The sequence below is a fragment of the Dawidia soli genome (assembly GCF_018598185.1).
Lineage (GTDB): Bacteria > Bacteroidota > Bacteroidia > Cytophagales > Cyclobacteriaceae > Ohtaekwangia > Ohtaekwangia soli.
The window spans coordinates 138,944-151,165 of record NZ_JAHESC010000013.1; the positions used below are offsets into that span (position 1 = coordinate 138,944).

9 protein-coding genes are annotated in these 12,222 nt (G+C 52.8%); 4 read left to right on the top strand and 5 right to left on the bottom strand.

All coding sequences use genetic code 11. From position 1 onward, the window contains the following. Positions 1-11: 11 nt before the first annotated feature. The 3 genes from KK078_RS11105 to KK078_RS11115 all read right to left on the bottom strand — a co-directional run bounded on the left by KK078_RS11105 (position 12) and on the right by KK078_RS11115 (position 5,418). Positions 12-3,398, bottom strand: a complete 3,387-nt coding sequence (locus KK078_RS11105; protein WP_254090344.1) for a SusC/RagA family TonB-linked outer membrane protein — start codon at positions 3,396-3,398, stop codon at positions 12-14. 294 nt (positions 3,399-3,692) lie between these two features. Next, the gene (locus tag KK078_RS11110) at positions 3,693-4,667 is read right to left on the bottom strand and encodes a FecR family protein (protein ID WP_254090345.1); all 975 of its coding nucleotides are present in this window, start codon (positions 4,665-4,667) and stop codon (positions 3,693-3,695) included. 205 nt (positions 4,668-4,872) lie between these two features. Continuing rightward, positions 4,873-5,418, bottom strand: a complete 546-nt coding sequence (locus KK078_RS11115; RefSeq protein WP_254090346.1) for an RNA polymerase sigma factor — start codon at positions 5,416-5,418, stop codon at positions 4,873-4,875. A gap of 754 nt (positions 5,419-6,172) precedes the next feature. Here KK078_RS11115 and KK078_RS11120 point away from each other — a divergent pair. Then, positions 6,173-7,129, top strand: coding sequence for an NAD-dependent epimerase/dehydratase family protein (locus KK078_RS11120; RefSeq protein ID WP_254090347.1), 957 nt, complete (start codon positions 6,173-6,175; stop codon positions 7,127-7,129). A 282-nt stretch (positions 7,130-7,411) separates the two neighbouring features. On the opposite strand, the gene KK078_RS11125 is transcribed toward KK078_RS11120, so the two are convergent. Next, complete coding sequence (locus KK078_RS11125; protein ID WP_254090348.1) at positions 7,412-8,194, bottom strand: ABC transporter permease; 783 nt, start codon at positions 8,192-8,194, stop codon at positions 7,412-7,414. Beyond that, positions 8,191-9,114, bottom strand: coding sequence for an ATP-binding cassette domain-containing protein (locus KK078_RS11130; protein WP_254090349.1), 924 nt, complete (start codon positions 9,112-9,114; stop codon positions 8,191-8,193). The genes KK078_RS11125 and KK078_RS11130 overlap by 4 nt, the downstream gene beginning before the upstream one ends. Positions 9,115-9,226: 112 nt before the next feature. Here KK078_RS11130 and KK078_RS11135 point away from each other — a divergent pair, with 112 nt between their 5' ends. From KK078_RS11135 to KK078_RS11145, 3 genes are all read left to right on the top strand, one after another. Further along, the gene (locus tag KK078_RS11135; protein ID WP_254090350.1) at positions 9,227-9,763 is read left to right on the top strand and encodes a DinB family protein; all 537 of its coding nucleotides are present in this window, start codon (positions 9,227-9,229) and stop codon (positions 9,761-9,763) included. A gap of 109 nt (positions 9,764-9,872) precedes the next feature. Further along, complete coding sequence (locus KK078_RS11140) at positions 9,873-10,196, top strand: CU044_2847 family protein (protein ID WP_254090351.1); 324 nt, start codon at positions 9,873-9,875, stop codon at positions 10,194-10,196. Further along, on the top strand, positions 10,193-12,222 hold a 2,030-nt coding region (locus tag KK078_RS11145), incomplete at its 3' end, for a serine protease (RefSeq protein WP_254090352.1). The genes KK078_RS11140 and KK078_RS11145, both read left to right, overlap by 4 nt.

Consider the following 12,222-nt stretch of genomic DNA (forward strand, 5'->3'; position numbering starts at 1 on the left):
TAACACGAAAACTAAAATCTGACTTGTATACCAAGAGTAAACATCCTAAGAGGAGGAACACTTGTACCCGTTTCTGGATCAAACCCGGAGTAATCCGAAATAGTTAGTAAATTTTGACCTTGTACGAATATCTTAGCTTGACTCAATGCTGTTCTTTCGATAATTGACGTTGGAAATGTATATGACAATGAAATCGATTTTAATCGAACAAAAGACGCATCCTCGATAGGATAATCACTTGCACTAACATACTTCGTATAGTAGTACGAATTCATAAAGTCCTGTGAGAATCTTCCCACATCGGTTACGTCCCCCTCACGTTGCCATCGATTTAAGACTGACACGGGCGCATTTCCAGCGGCACCAGGAAGTGGATACACATATCCCAGTTGCTTTTGTCTAACAAACTGAAATAGAAATGATAAATCAAAAGAGCGGAAACTGATAGTATTATTTATGCCACCGTAATATGTAGGTCCTAACGGGCTCATAAATCTCCGATCCTTATCATCTAAAACTCCGTCATCATTGAAATCGGCCACTTCCTGACTTCCTGTCTCCGGATTTACCCCTTCGTAAGTATACAGACGTTGAACTGAAAGCGGCTTGCCAATTTCATAAAGTTTAGAATATGAAGAATTCTCAATGCCCGGAAACTCGACAAGCTTGTTCTTGTTCGCTGAAAAATTGACAGAAAAATTCCAATGAAAATGATCGGTTTGGATAGGATTGATGCCTAACATTGCCTCCCAACCTGCATTCTCAACTGTAGCATTGAAGTTTGACAACACTCCACTGAAACCAGTAATCACAGGTAATTGATAATTGACCAGCTGATTGGACGACCGATTCCTATAAAAAGAGACTTCTAATGAAACTTTATCTTCAAGGAAGCTCAATTCAACGGCGCCCTCCAATTTCCTTGTAGATTCCCAGGAATAATTGGGATTATAAAGCGCTGTCGGGCTTAATGCCACATTGTTATCATATGGATATCTGGAGATGCTGTACGTATTATAAAACTTATAGTCACCTATCTGATCACTTCCGGTTATTCCATAACTGGCTCTCAATTTCCCAAAACTCAAAATCCTTCTCTTGTCTCTTAGAAGTGCTTCATTAGAAAATACCCACCCTACTCCAACAGCGCCAAAATTTCCAAATTGTTTTCCAGGACCAAATCGAGATGAGCCATCCCTACGCCCCGTCAGGCTCAGTAAATATTTCTCTTTCCAATCATAGCCCACCCGCATAAAAAAAGCCAGGTACTTGTATTGGTTATTTGTATCAACTGTTATACTTGTAAAGGAAGCTGCCCGCAAATTGTCCAATAAAACATCCGACAAGTATCCAAAACCAGTTATTGACTGATATTGACTGGTACTTTCTTGCAGCGACGCCCCTATTATCGCCGTAAGATTATGACCTTCAGCAATCTTAGAATAAGTCATTTGTGGCTCTATAATCCATGATCCTCGACTACTGCGTCCAAAAGTGTTACTCCCAGTTGTGCTTGAAAAAATAGTAGTGGGGGAAAGGGCTTCTATAGGAAACTTCAGCAGTTCCTCTCTATTTAAACCTGTAAACCCCATATTGACCTTGGCCATTATGCCTTGCCCTAGCGAGTAGCTCAGGACACTATTTACTATCAGATTACCGGCTTTGGAATTATTTGTATTCTTAAGGCCTGCAACCGGATTATTAAAGCTGTTTAGTTTGAAATACCCAAAATCAACGATTTCCCAATTTAATGTTCCATCATCGTTGTACAGAGGAGGCGCATTGGGAGGAAGTCTTAAAGCATAATTAACAAAATTGAAATCTTCAAAGACGCTACTTTTATCGGCGCCATACATTATTGATACTGTGGCCGCAAGTTTCTGATTGGGCGAAGAATGATTAATTGTAAAATTTCCTGTCAGGCGTTGATAGCCAAAATCACCAGGATATATGACGCTTTCTTTATGAAAACCGCCATCTAGCTTAAATGTCGTGTTACCATTTCCGCCAGAAAGGCCCGCTTGAACATCACTGATTCGCGCAGATCCCCCGAGTAGCTCCTCCTGCCAATCTGTGTTGCGCGTTTGATCCCATGTCCCATTTATATCAAAATCAAACATACCCGGCTCTACGCCGTCATTAGCAAAAGCCTCTCTTCTCATGGCCAGGTACTGTTCTGTATTCAGCACATCCATTCTATTTACGATTCTCCCAACCCCTGAGTAAGCGCTAATGTCTACATTACTTCTATCCTTTTGTGTGCTGCGTTTGGTCGTGATGAGTATAACTCCATTAGCCCCCCTGGAACCATAGATAGCTGTCGCATCTCCGTCCTTTAAAATCTCTACACTTTCTATGCTCTCAGGATTCAGAGTGCTCAGGGGATCATAACCATAAGGCAAGGGTGATCCGCCGGAGGCGCTCGAACGTAAAGGACTGGCATCAATCGGCACACCATCAACAACAAACAGAGGACCGCTGGCACTCTCCTCCAACGTGTTATTTCGAAGACTATTACGTCCTCTTATTACCACCTTAACTGCGCCCCCAGCCCCACCGCTGTATGGCACGATCTCCAAGCCAGGTACCCTGCCTTGCAACGCCATCAGCGGGTTCGTCACTGGTTGCTTCCCAATTTCATCCGCAGTGACTTTAACAATCGAACCCGTTTTTGACCTATTTGTTGTTTTATAGTATCCTCCACTAATCTCCACCGTCTGCAATGTAGCCACATCCGGCTCCATCGTAACATCAAACGACACCCTTCCCGTTGCATCCATCTCCACCGTCTTTAAGCCTACAAACGAAAAGACCAGTATTTTACCTTCCTCAGGCATGTCCAAAACAAAGGTGCCTTCAACGTCGGTAGCGGTACCGATAGTAGTTCCCTTTACCAACACGTTTACGCCGGGCAATGGAGTTCCATTGGAATCCTTCACCTTACCGGTTACCCTCACGGAAGCCAATGTCGCGTCACCAATGCCAACAGGACTTGAAGTTCCCAAAACACCAACACTTCTATTCCCCACCACAATCACGTTTCCCTTCACCGTGTACTCCAACCCCGTCCCTCGAAACCCCAGCTCCAACGCCTCTCGTATAGTCCGCTTTGCCGGCTCGAACGTGATGTCGTTGTAAGGTTCAAAAGCACTGGAGTAGTATGCCGAGGTAAAGTCGCTCGCTGCTTCAATCTTCTTAATGAGCGCTTCGAGGTTTTCATGATCCATTCCAATAAAGATCTCTTGATCGAGTCCCTGCCCGCGGGAGGGGCTTGCCGCCAGCACCGTGGCGGTGCTAAGAAAGATCATGCTATAGAGACAAGAGAGACGCATGAATGTTATAGGGTCGGTTCGGAGAAAAAAGACACTTTTATCTCTACGACGTAGAAATTTTGTCATACCTTTGTATGGTTAAATCGTGAAGAAAAATTTAACAATCCAGACCATCCCGTGGGGCCTAATCCATGGGGTGGTCTTTTTTCTTTAGCACTCCGGTAGGGTATCGGCAATACAGGTACATGCCTGGGAGTACCAAGCCGGTAGGTAAGATTGCACGTAGGAGTGATCAGCCGCGGCGCGGCGTGGGTATGACGGTACTAGACCGGAGGTTGGGGATGACTCGTTTTCATAGGTTGGATAGGTTTTGGGTTTTAGGTCCTTCGCTTAGCTGCAACTAAACTGTCATGCGAAACCTCAGACACAGGGCTCACCGCCCGCGACCGAGATAACGTTGTCGTGTACCTGGAACCGTGCACGAGTGATTGCCTCGAGCACGCCCAGCATGTCGTCCAGGCTCTCGCGGTGGACGAAGGCTATACGAACTTTACATCCACGAATGGCCTCATCGTCAAAGGCCACCCGGACGTGAAATCGATCGGCTATTTTATCAAGGGCCTCTCCGACCGTTACATCGTCGAGGATCAGGAAGTCAGCTTTCCAGTCCAGCGCCTTCCCGGCCGCCAAGGCGCGCGTTTCCGTGCGCGCGGACTTCCGGTGATAGGTCAACTGCTGATCAGGCAGGAGCTCGCCAAACACCTCCGTTTCATTTCCCACTTTTACTTTGCCCCGACTCACCGTCACAGTAACATCCTCGCCGGCATAGGCGCGCACGTCAAAAGCAGTTCCCAACACGGTCACTACGACATCCGGCGACTTTACCAGAAATGGCTTATCGGGATCATGCGCCACGTCAAAATATCCTTGTCCATCGAGTGTTACCACGCGGTTTGTTTTGCCAAAATCGGAATCGTAAAACAGTGTACTGCCTTCGTTAAGCTCTATTGTACTACCGTCGGGAAGACGGATATAATTCCGGCCCTCATAAACGGTACGGTTGATGGCCCCGGCATCCGTCAAGGAAGGAACACCATCCGGCCAGAATACATAGAGACTCGCTCCCAGCAACGCCACCAGCGTCGCCGCCGCCATCAGGCGGACAAATCGCACACGTGTAAAGATTGGCTGCCGACGATTCTGCGCAGCACCCTCGGCAGTCTTCTGCCAGATGCCTGCCATAACATCGTCTAACTCCGCTCCTACGAGCGGTTCACCACTTCGCCCCCGTTCCTCTTCAAGCATCTGCCGCACATGTAACATAAACTTCTCCACCTCTGCATCAGAGGCGGTGTTGTTCTGGATCTTATCACGAAGCGAGCTAAATTCTTCCATATCTAAACAGCTGTACTTCTTACTATACTCTTAACATTCCGGTAATTTTGTATATGATCCGTTGCTCAACAAAAGGTCCCATGCGTATCAAAACTATTTACACAAACAATCACTATTCAAATACATTCTAAATAAACAACGACCGCATAACAGGACCTCACCTTCTATACATATAGAGATGTGTGCACCGGTGTGTAGTTTACTCTTATTTAATCGGGGAATTGGGAATGTCCAGGATTTTCTTGATCCCTTCGTTGGCACAATAAACCATGTTTTTCACATTCTTCAGCGATACGTGAAGGCGGGCCGCCACTTCGGCCTGTGGAAGGTCATCTAATTTATGAAGGCGGTATATCTCGGCTTGCCGTGGGGGGAGTTGATCGAGAGCTTTATACAACAATTCTCTATAGTGCTCGCGGGTATCGTCGCTGTCGGTGTTCTCAAGATCGAATAGGTGCACAGCGGTGCTATTTTCAACGCGCTGCCGTCTTCTTAAATGTTTGAGCGTGGTCGTGCAGGTCTTAACGTATAGCCATCCTTGCAAATTGTCACGAACCGCGAGCATGCTCCGCCGGTTGTCCCATAGATCGGCAAAGATCGTTTGGGCGATGTCTCGGGCCTCTTCATCGTCACCGGTGATCCGTCGTGCGGTGTTGAATACCATTTTCCAACACACACGCACCAGGTCGGTAAAGGCCTCTCTATCGCCATGCACAAGACGATTCAGCAGTTCTGTTTGGTCGGAACTCATAAGAAATACCTCCAAAGAGGTGTAGCTGCGTTTTCTAATCAGTTTGATACTCGTCACGACTAACTTACTACATTGGGAAATTAAATAATAATATAGGAGATTAGAATGATAAAAATATTGGTGTCTTTTATACGTATTCAGGTATAAGAAAATATTATACGTCGTAACGTGTATTTTTGAGATCTAACCATTGACTATGGGCAAATATATAATTCATATGGCTAATGAAGTATACGCTATCGATTGAACTCATTCGCAACCGGCACCTATCCCAAACATACCAGTTTACACTATATATCTAAACATGCCCCAATCTAAGGGCATGCGGTCCGATAGCTGCAAGGGTTCGCTTCGCCTGCACAAGAAAAAATCTCCACCTTCCGCACGTCCCTACCCGCCAACCCCCAGGTAGTATTTTCCCTGGCAGCCCTTGCACCTATCTCCCCGATCCCTTTAACCCCGGCCATGTTTAAATATATCTTCCGTGTCCGCGTTGGCAGCTGGTGGCTGTCGGCGGGCCTCTGCCTGTGTTGGCCGCTTGTGCCTTTTAAGTTCCGCGTCGTTCGTTCCTCCTTCCGGGAGGTTTCCATCCGGGTCCTCTGGCTCCGGCTGGCCGTTTCTCAGCTCCCTTTTTAAAGAGGGCTGAGAAATACAGCTTGAGTGTGGAGTGTGAGAGCGAAGAAAAGTCCGCTCTCACGCTCGCGCTCACGCTGTTTCTGCAACCCACGCCTGATCCTTCCCGTATCACTTCCCTATGAAAATCCTCGTTACCGGCAGCGCCGGCCACCTGGGCGAAGCCCTGGTCCGCACGCTGCAACACCTGAACCAGCCCGTCATCGGCCTCGACATCAAACCGTCTCCCTACACCACACACGTCGGCACCATCACCGACCGCGCTTTCGTACAGCGCAGCCTGGCCGGCGTCACCACCGTCTACCACACCGCCACCCTGCACAAGCCCCATGTGGACACCCACAGCCGCCAGGAGTTCATCGACGTCAACCTCACGGGCACGCTCACGCTGCTGGAAGGATCCGTCGACGCCGGCGTGCAGCAATTCATCTACACCAGCACCACGAGCACCTTCGGCGACGCCCTGGTGCCGCCGCCCGGCCAACCCGCCGCGTGGATCACCGAGGATGTGCCCCCGGTGCCCAAGAACATCTATGGTGTGACCAAAGAAGCCGCGGAGAACCTCTGCCAGCTCTTCTGGCGCAACCACCGGCTGCCCTGCATCGTGCTGCGCACGGCGCGCTTCTTTCCGGAAGAAGATGACGACGCGGCCAAGCGTACGGCGTACAGCGGCGACAATGCCAAGGCCAACGAGTTCCTCTTCCGGCGGGTGGAGATCGGCGATGCCGTGCAGGCGCACCTGCTGGCGGCGGAGAAGGCGCGGGAGATCGGGTTCAGCCGGTATATCATCAGCGCGACGAGTCCGTTTACGCGGGCGGATCTGCCGGGGCTACGCCAGGATGCGCCGGCGGTTGTACGGCGGGTGGCGCCGGCGTATGTTGCGCTGTACGATCGTTTAGGCTGGAAGATGTTCCCGGAGATCGATCGGGTGTATGTTAACGAGAAGGCGCGGCGGGAGCTGGGGTGGAAGCCGGTGTATGACTTCGGGTATGTGCTGGGGCAGCTGGAGAAGGGGAATGAGTTAACCAGTCCGCTGGCGAAGGTGATTGGGGTGAAAGGATACCATGAATCAGCGTGAGTGTGGACCCGATAGTCATCGGGTGTGAGAGCGAAAGGGGTGTGGGGTTGGGGTGTGTCGCCGGTCGGGAGACCGGCCCCATACTGGGCACCGGTGCCGCCCCAGCTCCGCCCACAGGCGGCTCGGCGCGCCCCCCCGCGCCACAATGCGAGCATTCGCCGCCCGGACGGGGGGTGATACAAAGGGTGGGGTATTAGCGACAGCGTAGGCCTGGGTATATGGACAGCAGATTATATAGAAGCCCTGTAAGGGCGCGACAATTCGAGGCGAAATCGTATCGCACTACCCTTTTACCTTCTTGTTCACATATAGCACATACCCCACCACCACAAACACCACGAAATACGCTACGGCGATCCAATGGAAATTAACCGCCGGGATGATCGCTTTTCCGCGTTCGCTGGCGCCCAGGAAATTAAACATGGTGTAACTATAGGGCATGATGTAGCTGTACTTCCACCGCAGCACGCCGATCGACGCTACCCACAACAGGAACCCTGCGCCTACCGGCACCAGGAAGTTGCGGTAGTTCAGGCTGATCAGGTATTGCAATGCCACGATCGGCAGGCAATCTAAAAAGTAGTAGCTATTCTCCTTCAAAAAGAACAACACATCCGGGTACCCGGGGAACGGCACATCGCCCAGCACCAACGGGGGCACCAGGGCGGAGATCACAATGCCCACATTGAACAACACAAAGAACGCCACCACCAGTGTGAGAATGACGGCGAGCTTCGAAAAGTAGATCGTGGTATAGCGCAGCGGCGTGGTGTGCACCTGCTTCCAGGTATTGTTCTTATACTCCAGCTGCGTGATCAGGCTGGCGGACAGCATCACGCCCATCGGCAACAGGAACACGGCCATCGACTCCCACGACGTGCTCCAGTGGTTCATCCAGAACCCCTCCGAAGCATATACTTTGGGAAGACCCGAGGCATGCGCCAGGCGCGCCACTACTACCACGGCCGGGGTAAAGAACGCGCCGACTACGACCAGCCACGACGCCAGGCTTCGGCGTCGTTTGATCCATTCGCTTTTATAGCTATTGATAAAGGTCCACGTCATTGTTCGTCGCTGATCAGATCCATGAATAATGTTTCGAGGTCGCGTTTGTGTGCCGCGATGCTATAGATGCCCACGCCCTGGCTGACCAGGTGCGCGGCCATTTGCGGTATATCTTGTTTCAGCAGGCCGCCCACGGTGAGCTTCTCGCCCGCCTGCAGACTGCCGACGCCCAGCGCCCGGAAGGCGCGCGTTGCCTGCGGCACATCGTCTACCTCGAAGGTTACGGAGCCGGCTACGTCGGCCAGCCGGTGCAGCGCCGGCAACGTGCCCTGGAACCGCAGCGTGCCCCGGTGGATGACGCCCACGTGGCTCACCAGCTTCTCGATCTCCGCCAGCAGGTGGCTGGAGAGGACGATGGTGATGCCGTGCTCTTCGTTCAGGCGCTTGAGCAGCGCGCGCATCTCGAGGATGCCGTGGGGGTCGAGGCCGTTGGTGGGCTCGTCGAGGATGAGCAGCGAAGGGCTGTGCAGCAATGCCGCCGCGATGCCGAGACGTTGCTTCATGCCCAGGGAAAACTGGCTGACGTACTTGCCTCCGGTGCCCGCGAGGCCCACCAGGTCGAGCACCGCGTGCAGGCGTGACCGCGGACACCGGTATACCGTGCGCAGGATCTCCAGGTTCTCGTGGGCCGTGAGGTGCCCGTACAGCGAAGGCGTTTCGATCAGCGCGCCCACCCGCCGGAGGATCTCGATGCGGTGGCGGCGCAGGTCCAGGCCGAAGATCGACACGTCGCCCTGCTGTAACGTCAGGAGGCCGAGCACCAGGCGCAGCGTGGTGGTCTTGCCGGCGCCGTTGGGGCCGAGAAAACCATAGATGCTGCCGGGCTCAACCTGCAGGTTGATGTGCTGCAACGTCTGCCCGGAGTTGCCGTAACGATGGGTGAGACCGGTCGTCTCGAGACAATAAGGTGATGCCTGCATGGGCGCTGAATTTCGGGCAAGACGCCGCATCGCGCCCGATGTTACAATCTATACCAGAATGGGTGAGAAATATTTCGACACCGCTCGCTACCTTAGTCTAAACCTAAAAGCTATGAACATGAAGAAACACCTCGTTCTCCTCGTCGTGACGGTAGCCCTCGCGGCATGCTCCAAACCCCACCCCGACCCCAGCGCGCAAGACGACACGCTTCGAAAAGTTTTATTCCAGCAGCTCAAAAACAGCCACGCCAACGAAGAGTGGTTCGCGCCCTTCGTGCCGGCGCTCGACGGCGTCACCGCCGAGCAGGCCGCCTGGGTCGACTCCACCGACAACCACTCCATCGGCCAGCTGGCCTCGCACCTGGCCTTCTGGAACGGCCGCATCCTCCAGTCTCTCCAGGGCAACAAACCGCCCGAGTTCAAAGACGACAACAAAACCACCTTCCGCCAGCTCAACGCACAAGAGTGGACCGCCGTCACCCAACAGCTCGACAGCATCCAGACCGAGATCGAGAAGCTTGTCGAGAACGGCACCGACGCACAACTGAAAGAATGGAGCCCGACGATCGCCAACCTGTCCATGCACAATGCCTACCACACGGGACAGATCGTCTACATCCGCAAGAAAAACGGGTGGTGGAAGAAATAGCTATTTGAAAATCCGCCCCGAAGAAGTATTTTAGAGTATCATGAGAGCCCATCATACTGCCTTGAAAAAGAGGTAGCATGATGGCTTTTTCTTTTTATACCCTATCCCTATGGCCGAGTACATTCAATACACCCTGGAAGACGGAAGCTCCATTCTCATCGAGACAACCACCACACACCCGGGCGGTGGCCCCGTGGGCGTGGAAGAGCAGGTAAAAAAATCATTCAAGGGACTGCGCGAGACGCTCACACCCCTCGCCCATTTTGCCGCGGAGCTAAAAAACACTGTGACCCAAAAGTTACCGCAGCCCGAAGAAGTATGCCTGGAGTTCGGTGCGAAAATAGCCGGCGACGTAGGGATCATCATTGCCAAAAGTCAGGTAGAAGCCAACATCAAGATCACGTTAAAGTGGAAAGCAGCGGCAAAACCATGACGCCCCATTTCAAAAACAACTATCACAATAGTATTGTCCAGGTCTGTACATCCGGAGGCATGCCGCAGGGATGTGGCGTCATTGTCAGTGAAGACCTTGTCGTTACCTGCTCGCATGTGGTCGTACGCGTCCTGCAACACAACGCGGAAGCACAATCGACCGGCCAGCCCGATCCTGATCCCGACAGCGTCTGGATCCGTCGCCCGTTCGTCGATGGGCTCCTGGCCCAACCCCGGGAGGTGCGCATCCTTCACTGCATTCCGCACAATACAACCTCGGAGATCGCAGACATTGCCATTCTTCAGCTCAAAGGTGAGCGTTTCTCGTTACACACGGGCGATGCGATAGCATCGTTCACGCTCGGCGTCGTCCCGCTATATACCAACGTCATGGCACTGGGCTTCCCCACGGACGCCGCCCGAACCTCCGACAACTCCGCCACGGCGCATTATGTCATCCGCGACCACACACCCTTCCACTGGTATCACGCGGTGGCCGAAGCCGCCGTCGGGCACGAGATCCGGGCGGGCTTCAGCGGGAGTCCGGTAATGGACGAAGGGTCCGGCGAGCTGATCGGTATCATTTCCGAAGCCGATGCCACGCGCCGCACCGCCACGATCATTCCCACAGCATGCCTCCGGGAAGTATATCCCTTTCCGGTTTCGACCTCCCATACATCGGTAACACCGGATACCCCCGACCAGACGGACGTGCCGGTGCCCGATCTTTACAAACCCGGCATCCGGCTATTGCTCGACATGTTCGCCCCCCGGCTTCATCATTTCCTGACGTGCCGGCTCGGGCTGTTGGAAAAACCCCGGGAGCTTGAAACGCTCCACCGTTATAGCGCCCACAACCGGGCTGCGTGGGAGGATGAGCTTAGCCAAAAAACCTACCTGCCACCACCGGCGAAAGAAATCGGCCACACCGCTTCCTGTTACGACGACCCGAACATGAAGGCCATTCACGTCCCCATACAACAAGCTATAAAAGAGATCGCGGGGATTTCGTCGGGCGGGGACTCTTCTACTGCGCAGATCTCAGCCTTGAGCAAACAAACGCGTCGCGTCAGGAATCTTGTTCGCAGAATTCAATATTCACAGAAACCTCTTATCGTGCTGGGCGAACCCGGCTCCGGAAAGTCACTCACCCTGAAGCAGGCGGCGATCGCCTTCAGCAAGCTGAACCAGGGCCGGATCTTTCCTACCGTTTGCATTTTTATCAACCTGGGCAAATGGAAACCGGTTGCCAAGCCCGATGTCCTGCACGTTGAACAGCTGGTGCGGAGCAACGTACCGGCGGCCATCGTTTCCTGGCTGCCGCAGCTGGCCGACCAACGGCGACTCATCATCCTCTTTGACGGCCTCGACGAGATGTCGCGGGTACAATATACCGAGCACACAAAGGCACTAAGCTCATATGCCACTGTCAACGAAGGAAAGATCAAAACACTTTTCTCGTGCCGCATCGCCGACTTCAGCCCCACCTTCCGGCACCACCGGCTTGTGCTGCTGCCGTTCACAAAAAAACACATACAAACCTACCTGGAACGAAAATTCGCCAACATTCCGCTCACGCTTCGCGCCGGAACATTCACCATGCGGCAGCTGACGCAAAAGCTCGATGACGAGAACCTCCCCCTCCAGGCACATAATCCTTTCTCTCTGTGGCTGCTCTGCCTGTACCTCGGTCAAAAAGGAAAATTCCCCGGCTCGCGCGTCGAGCTGTTGCTGTATTCTTTCGAGTATCAATTCGACCGGAAAAAAAGCGAGCACGAAGGCCTGCCCTTTCCCGATCGGAAAAAGAGCTTTGATGCCTGGGGCCTGTTGGCATATACCATCACCCGCAGAAATAAAGGAACCGATATCGAGCGGCACGAGCTGCGGGGGCTTTTCGGCCCGGAAACAGATTCCATCGTATCAACGGGGGCGCTGGCGGGCGTGCTGCATCGCACCCTGGAGAACGATCTGCCGCTGGTCCGGTTTACGCACCATCGCGCACAGGAATTTTTCACGGCATACCATAT

Coding starts and splice junctions, on each gene's coding strand:
- KK078_RS11105 (WP_254090344.1), bottom strand. CDS start 3,398: ATGACAAAATTTCTACGTCGTAGAGATAAAAGTGTCTTTTTTCTCCGA.
- KK078_RS11110 (WP_254090345.1), bottom strand. CDS start 4,667: ATGGAAGAATTTAGCTCGCTTCGTGATAAGATCCAGAACAACACCGCC.
- KK078_RS11115 (WP_254090346.1), bottom strand. CDS start 5,418: ATGAGTTCCGACCAAACAGAACTGCTGAATCGTCTTGTGCATGGCGAT.
- KK078_RS11120 (WP_254090347.1), top strand. CDS start 6,173: ATGAAAATCCTCGTTACCGGCAGCGCCGGCCACCTGGGCGAAGCCCTG.
- KK078_RS11125 (WP_254090348.1), bottom strand. CDS start 8,194: ATGACGTGGACCTTTATCAATAGCTATAAAAGCGAATGGATCAAACGA.
- KK078_RS11130 (WP_254090349.1), bottom strand. CDS start 9,114: ATGCAGGCATCACCTTATTGTCTCGAGACGACCGGTCTCACCCATCGT.
- KK078_RS11135 (WP_254090350.1), top strand. CDS start 9,227: ATGAACATGAAGAAACACCTCGTTCTCCTCGTCGTGACGGTAGCCCTC.
- KK078_RS11140 (WP_254090351.1), top strand. CDS start 9,873: ATGGCCGAGTACATTCAATACACCCTGGAAGACGGAAGCTCCATTCTC.